Annotated in this window: 14 protein-coding genes and 1 pseudogene; 7 read left to right on the top strand and 8 right to left on the bottom strand. The window is 53.2% G+C overall.

What is annotated here, in order from left to right:
* Nucleotides 1–44: 44 nt before the first annotated feature.
* The 3 genes from Q4579_RS16250 to xni all read left to right on the top strand — a co-directional run bounded on the left by Q4579_RS16250 (nt 45) and on the right by xni (nt 4,044).
* Complete coding sequence (locus tag Q4579_RS16250; protein ID WP_368502000.1) at nt 45–1,601, top strand: diguanylate cyclase; 1,557 nt, start codon at nt 45–47, stop codon at nt 1,599–1,601.
* Nucleotides 1,602–1,839: 238 nt separating this feature from the next.
* The gene (gene ppnN / locus Q4579_RS16245) at nt 1,840–3,213 is read left to right on the top strand and encodes a nucleotide 5'-monophosphate nucleosidase PpnN (protein WP_303565625.1); all 1,374 of its coding nucleotides are present in this window, start codon (nt 1,840–1,842) and stop codon (nt 3,211–3,213) included.
* A gap of 57 nt (nt 3,214–3,270) precedes the next feature.
* On the top strand, nt 3,271–4,044 hold the full coding sequence (xni, locus tag Q4579_RS16240; RefSeq protein WP_303565624.1) for a flap endonuclease Xni: 774 nt from the start codon (nt 3,271–3,273) through the stop codon (nt 4,042–4,044).
* A 22-nt stretch (nt 4,045–4,066) separates the two neighbouring features.
* Here the strand turns inward: xni and rlmM are convergent, their stop codons facing one another.
* From rlmM to Q4579_RS16220, 4 genes are all read right to left on the bottom strand, one after another.
* The gene (rlmM, locus tag Q4579_RS16235) at nt 4,067–5,152 is read right to left on the bottom strand and encodes a 23S rRNA (cytidine(2498)-2'-O)-methyltransferase RlmM (RefSeq protein ID WP_303565623.1); all 1,086 of its coding nucleotides are present in this window, start codon (nt 5,150–5,152) and stop codon (nt 4,067–4,069) included.
* Nucleotides 5,153–5,161: 9 nt separating this feature from the next.
* A complete protein-coding gene (locus tag Q4579_RS16230) occupies nt 5,162–5,536 on the bottom strand; it encodes a DUF423 domain-containing protein (protein WP_303565622.1) in 375 nt (124 codons plus the stop codon).
* A gap of 19 nt (nt 5,537–5,555) precedes the next feature.
* Nucleotides 5,556–6,224 carry an alpha/beta family hydrolase gene (locus Q4579_RS16225; protein ID WP_303565621.1) on the bottom strand — a complete coding sequence of 223 codons (669 nt, stop codon included), beginning with the start codon at nt 6,222–6,224 and terminating at the stop codon, nt 5,556–5,558.
* Between the two features lie 271 nt (nt 6,225–6,495).
* Nucleotides 6,496–7,434 (bottom strand): transcriptional regulator GcvA, encoded by a 939-nt coding sequence (locus Q4579_RS16220; protein ID WP_211646165.1) that lies wholly within the window; start codon nt 7,432–7,434, stop codon nt 6,496–6,498.
* Between the two features lie 373 nt (nt 7,435–7,807).
* On the opposite strand from Q4579_RS16220, the gene csdA reads away from it, so the two are divergent.
* Both csdA and csdE read left to right on the top strand, forming a co-directional pair.
* Nucleotides 7,808–9,022, top strand: coding sequence for a cysteine desulfurase CsdA (csdA, locus tag Q4579_RS16215; RefSeq protein WP_303565620.1), 1,215 nt, complete (start codon nt 7,808–7,810; stop codon nt 9,020–9,022).
* A 14-nt stretch (nt 9,023–9,036) separates the two neighbouring features.
* Complete coding sequence (gene csdE, locus Q4579_RS16210) at nt 9,037–9,474, top strand: cysteine desulfurase sulfur acceptor subunit CsdE (protein WP_303565618.1); 438 nt, start codon at nt 9,037–9,039, stop codon at nt 9,472–9,474.
* Between the two features lie 24 nt (nt 9,475–9,498).
* Here csdE and tcdA read toward each other — a convergent pair whose 3' ends face one another.
* Complete coding sequence (gene tcdA, locus Q4579_RS16205; RefSeq protein WP_211646168.1) at nt 9,499–10,308, bottom strand: tRNA cyclic N6-threonylcarbamoyladenosine(37) synthase TcdA; 810 nt, start codon at nt 10,306–10,308, stop codon at nt 9,499–9,501.
* 161 nt (nt 10,309–10,469) lie between these two features.
* Nucleotides 10,470–11,549: pseudogene (gene mltA, locus Q4579_RS16200) on the bottom strand (murein transglycosylase A); the annotation flags it as partial.
* Between the two features lie 612 nt (nt 11,550–12,161).
* Between mltA and Q4579_RS16195 the strand changes: the two are divergent.
* Nucleotides 12,162–12,389 (top strand): hypothetical protein, encoded by a 228-nt coding sequence (locus Q4579_RS16195; protein WP_211646169.1) that lies wholly within the window; start codon nt 12,162–12,164, stop codon nt 12,387–12,389.
* 18 nt (nt 12,390–12,407) lie between these two features.
* On the opposite strand, the gene Q4579_RS16190 is transcribed toward Q4579_RS16195, so the two are convergent.
* The gene (locus tag Q4579_RS16190; protein ID WP_303565617.1) at nt 12,408–12,845 is read right to left on the bottom strand and encodes a DUF2850 domain-containing protein; all 438 of its coding nucleotides are present in this window, start codon (nt 12,843–12,845) and stop codon (nt 12,408–12,410) included.
* Nucleotides 12,846–13,071: 226 nt separating this feature from the next.
* Here Q4579_RS16190 and argA point away from each other — a divergent pair, with 226 nt between their 5' ends.
* The gene (gene argA, locus Q4579_RS16185) at nt 13,072–14,397 is read left to right on the top strand and encodes an amino-acid N-acetyltransferase (protein ID WP_303565616.1); all 1,326 of its coding nucleotides are present in this window, start codon (nt 13,072–13,074) and stop codon (nt 14,395–14,397) included.
* A gap of 207 nt (nt 14,398–14,604) precedes the next feature.
* On the opposite strand, the gene recD is transcribed toward argA, so the two are convergent.
* Nucleotides 14,605–16,734 carry an exodeoxyribonuclease V subunit alpha gene (recD, locus tag Q4579_RS16180; RefSeq protein WP_303565706.1) on the bottom strand — a complete coding sequence of 710 codons (2,130 nt, stop codon included), beginning with the start codon at nt 16,732–16,734 and terminating at the stop codon, nt 14,605–14,607.
* Nucleotides 16,735–16,750: the final 16 nt, after the last annotated feature.

The raw sequence follows: 16,750 nt of genomic DNA, 5'->3' as shown, positions 1-16,750 counted from the left end.
GGACTGAGCTGAAGGATGTTCAGATAAGGTAATCATTGGTCAACGTGGCAACGAATGTTGATGCAGCTTCTGAAATGAGTAGTTTGAAGCTGTGTTTGGATCAGGCTCAATTGTCATACCGCGACGCGTCTCTGAAGTCACGTCGTGAGATTGTGATTTTAAAACGCCTGATCATCAGAATGGCTGTCGCCTGTCGGGGACTGGATGCCGATCTGGATAAGCAGCTGGAAACCCTCCGTGCCGATCTGGAGCAAAACAAAGATATCAGCAAGATTGTGCCGCATCTTGCGCAGGTCGAACGACTGTTACTTCGGCAACCTCCGACAGATACCACGATGACACGTCTGTCCGATCTGATCCGACAGAGCTCAGAAAGTCTGAAACGCATTCCCGCCCTTCCGGTTCAGCTCAAACGTGATCTTCATGATTTGCTTGCCCAGTCTCCCGAGAGCCTCAATCAGAGTCATTATCAGATCACAGAACTGTTCAGTCTGTATGATCGCGCACTGAAATTACTGACGGTGCCTGTGAGTGTTGATCGCACATCCAGAGCCCGTAACGATGATCTGCTCCGCAAGCTCTGCAGCGAACTTCAGCAACTCATCACAGAGCTGGATGCTGAAGGAGAAGCCGGGGAGCAACTCATGGCCATCCGACATCAGTTACTTGAGGGGGTTGAACCCCTCGCGCTGGTTGAGCATGCTCTGGATATATTGCGGCTGGCAATGGATAATTTTGTTCATGAACGGCGTTATTCCCAGAAGTTTCTGGATGTCCTCAGCGGCGAGCTCGCAGCGCTGGAACAAACCACCCGGCAAGCAAGCGAGCAAGGACAAACTCTCAGTCAGCACCGCAGTGAATTAACGACTGAACTGAGCCAGTTGTCGGATCGCTTTCATTTCGGGCTGGCACAGCATGCCAATCTGGAACAGTGGCGTAGCGCTGCCCAGCACCTGGATATCTCTCTCAAACAGCTGGTTGAGCGACAGCGTGCACTGGAGAGCCGTGATTTAACGCTGGTCGAGCAACTTCAGTACCATCAGAGTCGGGCGGAGCAACTCTATGAGCAAACCCGGGATCAACAGCGTCAGATCGAAGATCTCCAGCGCCGGATTTTTCTCGACCCGCTCACCCGCGTCTATAACCGGGCCGCCTTTCAGGATCGGCTTGAGCATGAGTATCGCCGCTGGATCCGTTATCAGCATCCCTTGTGCCTTGCCGTCTTGAATTTGGACCATTTTGACGATCTCAATGAACGCTATGGCTTTGTCGCCGGGGATAAAGTCCTGAAAATTATTGCGCGAACACTGAGACAGCATCTGCGGGATACTGATTTTGTTGCACGAGTTCAAAATGATGAGTTCATGCTGATTTTGCCGGATGTGCATGAAACGGAGCGTCAGCGTCGCCTGACGGAAATCCGGGAAGCGATCAGCCAGCTCCCTTTCCGGTTCCGCGACAAAAATGTCACCGTCACAGCCTCTGTCGGCGCAACGCTGTTTGATGACAGTGACCATCCAGGCACGGTCATTGAACGCAGTCAGAAAGCTCTCAATAGCGCGAAGCATGCCGGACGCAACCATCTGATCTGGATCGCTTAGCAACTGATTCCACACTCAACACCGACCAAATCAAAAGTCTAACCCACTGCTACACAACTGCTTTTTTTTATCTCGTCTCTAGTCAAACCCCCATTGCCTGTGTATGTTGAATAATACGGGCAAGCAATAATGCCCGGCCTTTTCACCTGCCATCCCGGCCCTGAATGGGATTCGGGCAGAGGAAAAGCGCTGACATGCAGGTCATTGGTTACCTGCATTTATCTCCAGGGAGGTAAGCATGATTACACATATCAGTCCGGTTGGTGCCATGACTCTGCTGTCGCAACTGGAAGTCGACAGCCTGAAAGCCACAGCGGCCAGCGATCTGTACCGCTTATACCGCAATTGTTCTCTGGCCGTGCTGAACTCGGGCAGTAACAGTGATGATTCCAGCGCCCTGCTGGAAAAGAACAAAGCTTTTGATATTAATGTTCTGCGAAGAGAGCGGGGCATCAAACTCGAACTCAAAGATCCCCCCGAACATGCCTTCGTCGATGGAAAAATCATCCGCGGGATCCAGGAACACCTGTTTTCGGTCTTAAGGGATATTATCTACGTGAACGTCCACGTACAGCAGCGCAACGATCTCAATCTGACCAGTGCGCCGCACATCACGAATTTTATATTCAGTATTCTTCGTAACGCCCAGACCGTTCGCTCACGCGAAGACCCGAATATCGTGGTGTGCTGGGGCGGCCATTCCATTAATCCAGAAGAGTATCAGTACACCCGGGATGTCGGCCATCAACTGGGACTACGTGAAATGAACATCTGTACCGGATGTGGTCCGGGTGCGATGGAAGGCCCAATGAAAGGTGCAGCAATCGGCCACGCCCAGCAGCGCTATGGTAAAAGCCGGTTCATCGGGCTGACTGAACCCTCGATCATTGCGGCTGAGCCACCCAATCCAATTGTGAATGAGCTGGTGATCATGCCAGACATCGAAAAACGTCTGGAAGCTTTTGTTCGGGTCGGCCACGGGATCATTATTTTCCCCGGCGGCGCAGGGACTGCAGAAGAACTGCTCTATATCATCGGGATTCTGATGCATCCGGAAAATCAGGATCAGCCTTTACCTGTGGTCCTCACCGGGCCAAAAAGCAGTGAACCGTATTTCAGAACACTGGACAGTTTCATTCGCGATACGCTGGGTGAAGAAGCAACCAAACGGTATGAAATCATCATTGATGATCCGGCCAGAGTCGCGCGTATTATGAAAGCGGCGATGCCGAGCACCAAAGCATACCGGCAGGAAACCGGCGATGCCTATTGCTACAACTGGTCGCTGAAAATTCCGCCGGAGTTTCAGTTGCCCTTCGAGCCCACACATGATGCGATGAGCAGCCTGGACCTTCATTACAATCAGCGACCGGAGCAACTGGCAGCCAATCTGCGCCGGGCATTTTCGGGCATTGTCGCCGGGAATGTGAAAGAAGAAGGCATCCGGGAAATTGAACGCAAGGGCCCATTCCTGATCAACGGCGATCCGTCACTGATGAAGCGAATGGATAAGTTGCTGAAAAGTTTCGTCGCTCAGCAGCGTATGAAACTGCCGGGCAGCGAGTATATTCCCTGCTACCGTATCCTCGCCCACCCCGACATGGTGAAATAATTTGCAATGACACGTAGAATACAGGGCCAATTGGTCCTGTATTCTGCGTTGAAAGCTATGTCTATTCACCTTGTCGTCATCGATGCCCTCAATTTAATCCGCCGCGTGCATGCAGCCCAGCCGGATGAAACAGAGATTGCCAATACCAGTAAGGTCTGCTGTCAGGCACTAAGCAAAATCATTGCGATGAGCAAGCCCACACATATTGTTGCGGTATTTGACCATCAAGGCGAAGACCGGGGCTGGCGGGCTGAACTGCTGCCCAATTACAAAGAAGGCCGGAAACCCATGCCTGAAGCTTTGCAGGCCGGTATGGAACAAATTCAGGATGACTTCATGACTCTGGGTGTGGACTCTTTGCTCTCTGATGGCGACGAAGCCGATGATCTGATTGCCACACTGGCGCTCAAAGTCGCGGACCACGGAGGCCAGGTGACCATTGTTTCGACCGACAAAGGCTATTGCCAGCTGTTACGACCAACAGTGATGATCCGGGATTACTTCCAGCAACGCTGGCTGGACAGCCCCTTTATTGAAAAAGAATTTGGCGTGCGACCGGAGCAACTCCCGGATTACTGGGGATTGGCAGGAATCAGTTCCAGTAAGATTCCGGGCGTACCGGGTATAGGTCCGAAAGCGGCCTGTGAATTACTGAGTGTGTTTCCGGATCTGGAGCATATTTTGTCGGCAGAAGAACTGCCGGAGAAATGGCGGAAGAAAATCGAACCCGCGAAAGCCAGTGCCGTTGCCAGCAAAGCCGTTGCCCGACTGAAAACCAATCTGGAACTGGGATTTAATCTGCAGGACATCCGATATCAGGCAGCGGGATAAACCCCGCCACCTGTCTCCGGAATCATGACTGCGGGCTGCGGTTGTCCAGCGCTTGAATATGGACCGTAATTTCTTCACGGTCATGGTACAGATGCTTGGCCTGCAGACGGAATTTCAGACCATTCTGGATCAGAAAGACTTTCAGGTTTTCAATATCCTGCAGCACTTCATCATAACGGCCTTTCATCGGCAGCTTCAGGTTGAAAATCGTTTCCTTGGCCCAGCCTTTAATCAGCCACTGTCCCATCAGGTGTGCGACCCGCGCAGGTTTCTCGACCATATCGCAGATCAGCCAGGTCACATTTTTACGCGGCGGCTCAAACTTAAAGCCGTCAGCCATGTGGTGTTTCACCTGTCCGGTATCCATCAGGCTCTGCGCCATCTGGCCGTTATCCACGGCATGAACAAACATGGAACGTTTCACTAACTGATAGGTCCAGCCACCCGGGCAAGCGCCTAAATCCACACCCCACATGCCAGAGGCCAGTCGCACATCCCATTCTTCTCGCGGAATAAAGACATGAAAGGCTTCTTCCAGTTTCAGGGTTGAACGGCTTGGCGCATCCGCCGGGAACTTCAGACGCGGGATCCCCATAAAGAACTGCGAGTTATTGTTGCTGTAAGAATAACCCATCAAACAATGGCCCGGCGCCGTGAAGCACAAATGCAACACCGGCTTTTTCGGATTGTCTTTCTGATACAGGACACCGGTTTTACGCATCGCCTGACGCAGCGGCACAGTAAACTTACGGCAGAACTTCAGCAGCTCTTTCGCTTCATTGGTATCCGGTGTCTCGACCCGCAGATCACCGCAGCGCGGTAAATCTTCCGCCACGGCAAGAATCGGACTGATCCTGTCCTCTGCCGGCAAATCTTCCAGATGTGCCGTCACCGCCAGCATCTGACGTGCAAAAATCAGCTGTGAAAATGGTTGTAACTGAATAAATTTGTCCGCATCGCCCGGCTGGTAAAACTCAAACAGCACGTAACCAGTATTTTTTCTGGCGCGCGGAAAGCCGAACAGTTCCAGTGCATTGGCTTTATCCTGCACTTCACCGGCACATTCATTTTCAAAGCCCTGACGGCAGTACAACAAAACCTGATTCACCACGAGTCCTCATTGAGAGCGCCAGGCAGCCACTGCAAGTGACAGCCAGGCAAGAATAAAACACAGTCCCCCCAGTGGTGTTACGGGACCAAACCACTTAATGCCTGTTAACGCCAGTGCATAAAGGCTACCGCTGAACAGACAAATGCCCGCAGCAAATAACAGGGCCGCGTATGATAGCGCTTTTGCAGAAAAATTGCGTGCCCAAATCCCGCACCCGAACAGCGCGAGGCTGTGCCAGAGCTGATAGTCGACGCCGGTTTTAAAAACATCCAGTAAATTCGGAGTCAGTTGTCCTTTCAGGCCATGGGCCGCAAAAGCTCCCAGACCAACACCAATCGCACCGCTGACAGCGGCAAAAAGAATCATGCTGCGGCTTTGCATTCAACCTATCCTTTTGTTTTTAAACTGGTGAAACACATTGATTGATAAAATCTGCCAGTAACGCAACAGCCAGCTGTCGGTTCCCGGCTTCCGTATAACCGGATGCTTTACGCGGTTTGAAGCTGTGATCGCCATCCGGCACAAAGGCCAAACGCACGGTATCGGCATAGGTCCAGCCTTCCACCTCGCTGCGGGTACCAAAAGTGTCCCGTTCCCCCTGCAGAATCAGCGTCGGTACCGCAATCGTCTTCAGGTGATCCCCCCGGAAATTCTCCGGTTTACCCGGTGGATGAAACGGAAAGCCCAGACAGGCAACGCCTTGCACCCATGCCTGACAATTGCTGACCTCTGGTGCGCTTTCCGCCTCATCTGTGACCAGCAAACTCGCCATCCGCCCGCCCATCGATTTGCCGCCAATCACCAGCGGGCCTTCTTCTGCAAACCGCATCAGATGACGCTGGAAATCCAGCAGCAATTTTGGCTGACGATCCGGCGGACGCTTTTTACCGTCCTCCCGACGTTTAACCATATAAGGGAAATCGAAACGCACCACGCGGATCCCTTTCGCCGTTAACCCTTGGGCAATTGCCGACATAAATTCATGATCCATGCCGGCACCCGCACCATGTGCAAATAAGAAAGTAGCGTCAAACTGGCCATTTTCCGGTGTATCAATACGGTATTCCACGCGCTTTCTCAACCTGTTGTATTGCGAGAGACTGCGACAGGCAAGCCGCAGCTATCCCTGTCTAAGATTGGGCGATATCTTAACACTTTCGCGGAATGAACATCCAAAATTGCCCGCCAGCCCGGAAACTTATTACAGCAAAATGGTGAGAGAAAATTATCCGTGCGCTACAGCGAGGGTAACATCAGGATGTGTAAGCGACAGCGCACAGGTGGGAGTGGGCAAACGGAGGCCTCAGTGCCCGGAAAGACACTGAGACTCAGGCTTAGGTTTAAGCCATTTCTTCAACCGGCATCTCTGGCTGGCGCAGCGGGCCGTCTTCCTGTTCTTTGCGGGCTTTTTCCAGAACCCAGTCGCGGAAAATCTGAATACGGCCGGTTTCGGCCTGCTTTTCCTGGCACACCAGATAAAAAGCATTTTTGCTCATCAGCACTTCTTCAAACGGACTGACCAGGCGGCCGGCTTCCAGCTCAGGTTGTGCCAGCACATTATTTGCCAGCGCGATTCCCTGACTGTGGATCGCAGCCTGCAGCACCATGGTGGAATGGCTGAAAATCGGGCCCTGATTGACATTGGTGCCGGGAATCTCAAATTCACGGACGTAATTCTTCCACTCTTTCCGGGAACTGTCATGCAGCAGCGTGTGATACTGCAGATCATGCAGGCTGTCGAGGGGTTTCGGCCCGGTCAGCAGCATGGGGGAACAAACCGGGACAAGAAACTCCTGATACAACTTATCGCAACGTAATCCCGGCCAGTTGCCACGCCCGTAATAAATGGCCACATCCACATCATCCGTCAGTGAACCTTCGTCTAAATCAACCGCTTTAATTCTGACATCAACATCCGGATGTAACTGATTGAAATCGGACAACCGCGGAACCAGCCATTGGATCGCAAAACTCGGAGATAAACTAATGGTCAGTGCACCTTTTGAACCGCGTTCCAAAACTTTATCTGTCGCATCCGAAATCGCACTGAAGATATCTTTCAGATCAAGAAAATAGCTTTGCCCTTCTTCCGTCAGCAATAAAGAGCGGTTCCGGCGACGAAATAATTTCAAGCCCAGAAATTCCTCCAGCGCCTTGATTTGATGACTCACAGCAGCCTGAGTCACAAAGAGTTCTTCTGCAGCGCGGGTAAAGCTCAGGTGGCGGGCGGCGGCTTCGAATACTTTCAGCGAATTAAGGGGTGGAAGTCGTCTCGACATAATGTCCTGCCATACTGGTTGCATTAGTTTTTTTTATCTAGGTCATTATAATTTGTCGATTGTCCCAGTACCACAGAAACCCTAAGATTGGCGCCGCAATCTCAGGATAAACTGTGTAATTGAGGCCTAGGTCCTCCTTTCTGGTGTCTGTTCCAGAGATTGCATGTTGTGTTTGCATATTGCCCGGCCTCTGCTGGGCGGGTAGCCGAGTGCTACCAATTTACTTCCTGTTTTTTGACCTGTCTGTCAAAACTTTTTGATGGCACTGCGCCCCAACGCGGTGCCATTTTTTTAGAAATTCTCCCCTTCTGCGCTTGCCTCTGTGACGGATAATAAGGAAGATCCCCCCATCCACCAGAACATGAGCCCATGTATGACCACCCCATTTGATATTCAGTCGATTCGTTCGCAATTTCCGGCCTTGGTTGATGCAGCACACCCCATCACTTTTCTGGACAGCGCTGCCACCACACAAAAGCCACTGGCGATGATTCAGTCTCTTGACAGTATTTACCGTCAGCACAGTGCCAATGTTCACCGGGGCAGCCATCAGCTCACTGCCAACCTGACCCAACGATTCGAACAGGCACGCGACACGGTCAGAGATCTGCTGAATGCCCGGGATCGAAAAGAAATCATCTGGACACGCGGTGCAACAGAGGCCTTGAATCTGGTTGCCCAATCCTGGGCACGCAGTACCTTGCAACCCGGCGATGAGATTCTGGTCAGCGAACTGGAACACCACGCCAATATCGTGCCCTGGCAGATGGTCGCGGAGCAGACCGGCGCCATCGTAGTCAAAATTCCCATGACATCAGACTGTACGCTGGATATGGACGCCTTCCATCAGCGTCTGTCCGCAAAAACACGGATTGTCGCGGTTGCCCACATGACCAATGTCACCGGCACCCGGAACCCGATTGAAAGCATCATTGCTGCGGCGCATGCCCGTGGGGCGATCGCCGTCATTGATGGTGCGCAGGGAATCGTGCATGAAGCCGTGGATGTTCAGGCGCTGGATGCCGATTTCTATGTCTTTTCCGGCCACAAGCTCTTTGGCCCCTCAGGCATCGGAGTGCTCTATGGCAAACAGGCCCTGCTTGAAGCCATGCCCCCCTGGCACGGCGGCGGCAAAATGGTCGAAAAAGTTTCCTTTGAAGGCACCCTGTACACCGGATTACCGGGCAAGTTTGAGGCTGGCACACCGAATATCGCCAGCACCATCGCGCTGGCAGAAAGCATTCACTGGCTGAACGGCATCGACCGTCAGGGTGCCGAGCAACATATCCACGCACTCCGCCAGAAAGCACTGGATGGGATCAAAGACATCGACGGCCTGAGAGTCATCGGCCTGCAGCCAGAGGCCAGCCTGTTTTCCTTTGTGGTGGACGGCATTCATCATCATGATATCGCCACCCTGCTGGATGAGCAGGGCGTAACGCTGCGCGCCGGGAATCACTGTGCTCACCCGATGCTGGATGCGCTGGGACTGACTGGTACTTTGCGGGTCTCTCTGGCTCTCTATAATACCGAAGAAGATATTGAGCGCTTCGTGGCTGCGCTGCATAAAGCCTGTGATTTGTTGTAAAAAAGAGAAAGATCATGACCTCAGTTTCGTTCCCTTCTCACCCGTTTGGCAGCTCGATTTCTGCTGATGACATTCAGGAAAAAATGGCGCAGGCCAACAGTTGGGAAGACAAATACCGGCTGGTTATCCAGTGGGGTAAACAGTTACCGGCCTTGCCGGATGCACTCAAGCAGGATGAAGTGAAAGTCAGTGGCTGTGAAAGCCAGGTCTGGCTGGTACAGCGTTGTGATGCCGGGGTGTACCATTTTGCCGCGGATTCTGATGCCCGGATTGTCAAAGGCCTGATCTGTCTGGTGCTAGCCGCCTACGAAGGCAAAACGGCAGGACAGATTCAGCAATTCGACATGGAAGCTTACTTTGAACGCTTAGGGTTACTGGGACACCTGAGCCCGTCACGCAGTAACGGACTCAAGGCGATTATTGAAGCGATTCAAACCTTCGCCAGTCGATAGTTCCCGACCCGGCGAAGGGGATGATTACTGGCGGTGTTTTTCAATCAGTTTTTGCAGAATGCGGGAAGCGGCCACAAAACCAAAGGTGGCCGTCACCATGGTCGCAGCCCCGAATCCGGTCGCACAATCCATCCGTTTCGGCCCTTCTGCGGTCGCTTTCGCTTCGCAGACGCTGCCATCGGCCTGCGGATATTTGAGTTGTTCGGTTGAAAACACGCAGTCAATGCCAAACTTCCGGGCCGGATTTTTACTGAAGTTGTAAAAACGGCGCAGCATATTGCGGATTTTCGCCGCCAGCGGATCCTGAATCGTCTTCGCCAGATCAGCAATCTGGATCTGGGTCGGATCGACCTGCCCACCGGCTCCCCCCGTAGTCACCACTTTAATTTTATGGCGCTTACAGTAGGCCAGCAATGCGGCTTTCGGCTTCACGCTGTCGATAGCATCCAGCACGTAGTCAAACTGCGGACCGATATACTCAGGAATATTCTCCGGTGTGATGAAATCATCAATCAGATTGACGCGGCAGTCCGGGTTGATCAGCGCAATGCGTTCGGCCATGACCTCAATCTTGCTGCGCCCGACCGTACCGGACATGGCGTGGATCTGACGGTTGATGTTGGTGACACAAACATCGTCCATATCGATTAAAGTCAGTTCACCAACGCCGGAGCGGGCCAGCGCTTCAGCTGCCCAGGAACCCACGCCGCCGATGCCAATCACACAGACATGCGCAGCTCTCAGGATTTCCACTTCCTGATGACCATACAAGCGGCGGGTGCCGCCAAAACGTTGGTTATAGTGATCGGATGCCGGGGTATCGAGTTGTCGCATAGCGGTCTGTCTGTATTGAGAATGAGCGCGTTTTTATACGCGCTCTCCTGTCAGTTGTCCAGTCCCTGAGCCTGAGTCTCAGCCCCCTGGACGGGCGTCTCCCGGAAGCGCATCTCTCCCTGAACAGGCGTCGCAACCGTTGTGCTGGCAGCAGCCCGCGCTTCCGTCAGTGCTGCATCGGTCTGCGGCGTCAGCCCCAGCTTCCACACCCGGCCAAAATGCTTGTAGTGCCCGGCATCGATGCCTGCCTGTGCGCCCATGCCATGGTAAAGATCCAGATGATTTCGCTTCACGGCACCGCCGGTGTCCAGCGCCATCAGCAAGGTCAGCACATGCTTACCGTTCCAGTTGCCTTCCTCGTCCAGCTGCGGCACTTCGGCCAGCAACACACTGCCCATGGGCAGGAAGTCGCGATCCGCAGCAACCGAAGCCATCGGCAGTAATGGAATTCCGGCAGTGCCCAGCACATCCAGATCATCACGCGGACTGAAGAACACATAAGATGGGTTCTGCTCGAGCAATTCACGAACTGTGGCATCATCCTGCTGCGCCACCCATTCCGCGATTGCTTTCAGCGACATCTTTTCCCGAGGCACTTCCCCGCGCTCAATCAGAATCCGGCCAATACTCACATAAGGATGGCCGTTCTTGCCACCGTAAGCAAAGTACTGCAGCTGGTCGTTGTCTTCGAAATGCACAAATCCACTGCCCTGGACTTCCATCATGAAGACATCCAGTTTAGAAGCGGAGTAACCCAGCTCCAATCCTTGGCCGGCCAAAGCACCACCGTAGATCTCGGCCCGTGTCGGACATTGCTTTCCACACTCCGGCATCGCATACACAGGATATTGAAAGATTTCATCTCTTTCGTGGCGCAGCTCGATGACTGGTGAGAAATAGCCGGTAAACATGACGTTGCCGGAACTGTCTCCGCCGCCCATCTGTGCAGTCGTCAGCCCGAACTGCGGCAACAGCGTCGGATCCCCGCCAGCTTCAGCCCAGTTTGTTACCTGCTGATACAAATTTTGATAGCGCAGCATCATCGAAGGAGACCGGCTCAGTACTTTTTCAGCCTGCGCCTCAAACCGGGTGTAATCCCTGGGTTTATCCGATACCACTGTTTCAACGGGGTTCAGGACTTGGTCAAACTCGCCATCCAGATATTGCTGGCCCCGGTCCACAGGTCGGGCACAAGCCACCAGCCCCAGTACACAGGAGGCGAGCGTCAGTTTTTGAATCAGGGAAAATTGTTGAAACACAGATCAGCCTTCATGATATTGACAAAAAAATAAAAGATTATCCTGCGATAAACCAGAACATTTCCGGACACAGGAAAAAGTCATCTTCATACCAATCAAAGTATGTCAATGATCAGAAATAGCGCAGGAAAAATGGTTGAGAACAAGGCAGATTTTTTCGATCAGTCGTGATTCTACAATCAAAAAATCTAACGCCATTATCTAGCATTTGAACAAGCGAGGATGACCAGTGATTAACTGCGATTGGTAAAGCCCAAGATACGCGAGCCGACTTCAACGCACAATCTTAGGGCTTTTTATCATAACCAATGTCAAAGTCTTGTTTTGATTGTCACGAAAGTTTAATAATAAGCACTGATTGTCATATAACTGTCACAGTCTGTCGGTTTAATAAAAACGTCACACAAACGACATCATTCAGTTTGGTAACCTATACTTTCGGGTTACGGACAACCATTTCGATCAGCAATGCGAGCACCTTTTACAGTGATTTTCTCAGGATGAGACACAGACTGGCTGCAAAATAATCATGGAATCGGCAGTCAATCGTACGAGTGAATCGCTTTGGAACGTGACGTCTCAGGAAGGACTGGCATGAACAAGCAATTTAAAATTGGAAAAGAAACCTTACTCAATCCAAACGCTGTTGAATATCAGTGGATACGAAATCTGGACAGCGACGGTAATTCAACACAGCAAATCAACACCGTGATTCAGCGCTGTCTGGGCGGCAGTCCCCAGACAGCGGATACATTCAGAAAAGTGGCACTGAACAAAATCCCTGTTCATCAGCTGTTTGCCCGGCTAAAGGAAGAAGAGTAACCGGGAAAGGCGCATGATTCAGGACCCTTGTTTCAATGGCTGACCAAGGGTCTGTGTGGCATTTTGTTTGAGCTCAGGATTCACTCTGGCCGCCTGACGGGCAAACGTTGACACATAATGGGCGGGCTTCTGACGAATAAACTGCCCTTCCTCAAACGTATACTGATACGTTTCGCCGCCCATCTGATAACTCAGACGGCTGCCGTCCCAACCATAAGTCGTGCTGATCAGACGTCCGGAAACATAGACGCCATTCTGACGCACTTCGAACTTGTCCGCGGCATAAGGCGCAACATCCTGTTCCACCCAGATGCCAAAAATACTGGGCTCAGGCGAGGCTGTAAACAGTTCACCTTTTGCCGCACCCACCGCAAGAAAACCACTCAGTGCCAGACCCGTCCCAAGAATGGTCAGCATGGTGGCGGTTTGCCATTTCGTGTATTTATTAAATGCCATGAGCAGCATCACTAACTATCCCCACGTCCTACAACTATACGCTTATCGGGCGTCCACAGAATCTGCCGACTAAGTGCAGAATGTCAGAACGGGATCTCGACTCAATAAATGAAAATCTGCCAGACTCACTCGAATGCGCTTCATACTTGCCGTGTAGTGTATAAACAGGCAATATGCTGACATATTTACTCATCAGGGTTGATGAACCCATATCACGGAAAATAGAGTGAAATTCAGAAGTACAGCCTTGGTCAAAGGCTTTCGCCAATCCGCACCTTATGTGAATGCGCACCGGGGAAAAACACTGGTGATTATGCTCGGTGGCGAAGCCATTGCGGATCAAAATTTTCGAAGTATTGTGAATGATATCGCCCTGCTGAATTGCCTGGGGTTGCGCATCGTTCTGGTGTATGGTGCCCGCCCGCAAATCTCTCAGTTACTGGAACTCCACGGCTATGGGACGCCATATCATAAAGGCGTTCGTATTACCGATGAGCGAGCCCTGGAAATTGCCAAGCAAGCCGCTGGACAACTGCATCTGGACATTACGGCCCGGTTTTCCATGGGCCTGAACAATACTCCCATGGCCGGTTCGCAAATCAATGTGGTCAGCGGCAACTTTGTGGTCGCACAACCGCTGGGCGTTGACGACGGGATTGATTACTGCCACAGCGGCCGGATCCGCAGAATTGATGTGGAAGGCATCCGGCGCCAGCTGGATCAGCACAGTGTCGTGTTGCTGGGCCCCATTGCCAGTTCAGTGACCGGTGAGTGTTTCAACCTGACTTCCGAAGAAGTCGCCACTCAGGTCGCCATTCGGCTGGAAGCCGATAAGCTGATTGGTTTTTGCTCGCATCAAGGGGTGCGGAATGAAGACAATGAGATTGTGTCTGAGATGCTGCCCGTTGAGGCAGAAGCCGTTCTGCAGCGCCTGACAGCACAGAAGAAGTCCGATTCCGGTACTGCCCGTTTCCTGCGGGGAGCCATCACCGCCTGCCGCGCGGGTGTGCCCCGGAGTCACCTGATCAGCTATAAAGATGATGGCGCGCTGATTCAGGAGCTCTTTTCTTTTGATGGCATCGGCACGCAAGTTGTCATGGCGAGTGCTGAGAAAGTTCGCGGTGCCCACATTGACGATATCGGCGGCATTCTGGCCCTGATCCGTCCGCTGGAACAGGAAGGAATTCTGGTTCGGCGTTCCCGTGAACAACTGGAGCAAGAGATCAAACTCTTCACCGTGATCGAGCGGGACGGCCTGATCATCGGGTGCGCCGCCATGTATCCCTTCCCGGAAGAACACATGGGGGAAATGGCCTGCGTCGCGGTTCATCCGGATTACCGGGATGGCGATCGGGGAGCGATGCTGCTGAACCGGATCCGGCATCAGGCGCGTTCTCAGGGGCTCAGACAACTCTTTGTCCTGACCACACGCAGCCTGCACTGGTTTCGGGAGCATGGTTTTATGGAGATTGATGTGTCTGAATTACCGATGGCAAAACAGGCACTCTATAACCTGCAACGCCGTTCGAAAATTCTGACCCTGACGCTATAAAGGTTGTCGGTCCGGTCATACTCCCTGCAACCGCGCAACGCCAGCCCGCTTCGGCTGGCGTTTGTTTACGCCTGACTTATACCAACCAAAGTAAGTCAGTGATCAGAAATAGCGTAGGAAAAATGTTTGAGAACAAGGCGGATTTTTTAGATAAGTAGTTATTCTACAATCAAAAAATCTAACGCAGTGATCGAGCATTTGAACAAGCTAGGATGACCAATGATTGACTGCGATTGGTATTAACCCGGCTTCCAGACCACTGGCCCGCTGTATGCAGCGCTGAATACCACGTTGGATAATATCGGGCTGCGCATAGAGATAAAGCCGGGATTTCGCCCGCGTCACACCGGTATAGATCAGCTCCCGGGTGAGAATCGGACTGAAATCCGGCGGCAGAATCATCAGGGTTTCCGCGAACTCAGAACCCTGAGATTTGTGAATCGTCATCGCGTACACCAATTCATGCTCGGGCAAACGGCTGGGCAGAAAACTCCGGATACTGCCATCTGGCATATCGAAATAGACCCGTAACGCCGGTCGTCCCCGTACATCCTTCCCTCCGGCCGGGTCCGGCATCGCAATCCCGATATCCCCGTTATACAGGCCAAGACCATGATCGTTTCGGGTGATCATCACCGGACGTCCGACGTACCAGGTTTCTTCTCCCGGCGCGATCAGGCCATCTCTGACCAACTGACGCTCAATACGCTGATTCAGCCCTTTCACGCCAAAGTCCCCTTCCCGTAAGGCACACAGCAGCCGCACATTTGCGAACGCCTGCAGGACCTCCGCTGGCGGCTGCCCCTCATCAATCGCTTCCAGATACGCGCGATAAAACACCGACATCTGTTTGATCAGACGCTGATAATGCTCCGCACTCAGCGGATACTGATGGATATCGGTAAAGCCCTGCTGCCAGACCGCAGCCAGGCGGTCAGGTTGTCCGCTGTTGATTGCCTTCGCCAGTTGTCCGATCCCGGAGAGCGCATGAAAACGGTAACTCTTTTGCAGCACACACAAACAGTCAGCCACCGGGCTGGGCGCAGTCGCCTGTCCGGCTGGAAGTGCGTACCCTGTCATCTCGCTCAGTTGCCGGGCCTGTGCCAGACTGTATCCCTGCCGGGCAAACGCACAGATATCTCCCAGCACCGCGCCAGCTTCCACCGAGGCCAGCTGATCTTTATCTCCCAGCAGGATCAGCTTGGTCTGCGGAGGCAGCGCTTCCAGCAATCGTGCCATCATCGGCAGATCCACCATGGAGGCTTCATCCACCACCAGCACATCAGCGTGCAGCGGGTTCCCGGCATGATGACGAAAAGCCGCGCGGCCCGGAATCGCGCCCAGCAGACGGTGTAAGGTACTGGCCTGTGTCGGGATCTCAGCCTGAACCGCCGGAGACACTGGCAGCGACTGAACCGCTTTACCAATGGATTCTGTCAGCCGGGCAGCTGCTTTTCCGGTCGGCGCCACCAGAACGATATGCGGCACCAGCGCTGGATCGATATGCTCGGCATCAGGCTGATGCTGCAACACCAGTGCAGCCAGCAGTTTGGCAACTGTGGTGGTTTTACCGGTTCCGGGTCCGCCGGAAATCACCGCAAACTGACGGCTCAGTGCAGTGGCAGCTGCGACTTTCTGCCAGTTCAGACAAACCGCATCCGGAATCAGTCCCGCCAGCGGCGCCAGCTCAGAAAATCGCTGGGCGCTGCTCAGCACCTGGTCAATCTCAGCCCAGTCGAGCGCATCCGGGGCAACGATATCCAGCTGATCACACACCAGTGTTCGCCGCTGCGACGGCGTATCAGCCGCCGTTTTTCTCAGCGCAACCAAAGCCTGAAACAAGGCCGCATCATTGCGGCAGAAAAGTTCGTTGAGGATCCCTATCTGCTGCACCGCTTCCGAAGCGGACACCCCCTGACCGGCAGACGCCAGCAAACGCATCGCAACCGTCTGTTCATCCTGCCAGTACCGATGCAGATAAAGCCGATCTTCCCGGAGCACCAGCGGCGTCGGCTCCGAGCCATCAGACACAGCCACCGAACGGATCAGCGCCTCTGGCCAGAGTTCAGGCTGATGCCAGACTTCCGGCAACAGAGACAGCAATGGCGCAGCATTCGCCTGAGACAGCCCGAGCAAGGGGCCTTTCTGCGCCGATAAGGGCAGACAGACATGGCCGCGTCCCAGCTCCTGGCTGACCCAAACGGCAGCCAGTGCCAGTAAGGGCATCGTGTCCTGTGTTTCCTGTCCGTCCACAGAGTCACAAATAAACTTGGCAAACTGAACATCCAGCGCGCGGAGCACTCCCCGTTGCACCAGCCCATCGAGTGCGCTCAGCATGCCGGCAGATTCAGTG

It is taken from the genome of Photobacterium sp. 1_MG-2023, from assembly GCF_030547945.1.
Taxonomy (GTDB): domain Bacteria; phylum Pseudomonadota; class Gammaproteobacteria; order Enterobacterales; family Vibrionaceae; genus Photobacterium.
Note: the sequence above shows the minus strand (reverse complement) of the source record. Positions and strands in the feature narration are given on the sequence as shown.

Coding starts and splice junctions, on each gene's coding strand:
- ppnN (WP_303565625.1), top strand. CDS start 1,840: ATGATTACACATATCAGTCCGGTTGGTGCCATGACTCTGCTGTCGCAA.
- xni (WP_303565624.1), top strand. CDS start 3,271: ATGTCTATTCACCTTGTCGTCATCGATGCCCTCAATTTAATCCGCCGC.
- Q4579_RS16230 (WP_303565622.1), bottom strand. CDS start 5,536: ATGCAAAGCCGCAGCATGATTCTTTTTGCCGCTGTCAGCGGTGCGATT.
- Q4579_RS16220 (WP_211646165.1), bottom strand. CDS start 7,434: ATGTCGAGACGACTTCCACCCCTTAATTCGCTGAAAGTATTCGAAGCC.
- csdA (WP_303565620.1), top strand. CDS start 7,808: ATGACCACCCCATTTGATATTCAGTCGATTCGTTCGCAATTTCCGGCC.
- csdE (WP_303565618.1), top strand. CDS start 9,037: ATGACCTCAGTTTCGTTCCCTTCTCACCCGTTTGGCAGCTCGATTTCT.
- tcdA (WP_211646168.1), bottom strand. CDS start 10,308: ATGCGACAACTCGATACCCCGGCATCCGATCACTATAACCAACGTTTT.
- Q4579_RS16195 (WP_211646169.1), top strand. CDS start 12,162: ATGAACAAGCAATTTAAAATTGGAAAAGAAACCTTACTCAATCCAAAC.
- Q4579_RS16190 (WP_303565617.1), bottom strand. CDS start 12,845: ATGGCATTTAATAAATACACGAAATGGCAAACCGCCACCATGCTGACC.
- recD (WP_303565706.1), bottom strand. CDS start 16,734: ATGCTGAGCGCACTCGATGGGCTGGTGCAACGGGGAGTGCTCCGCGCG.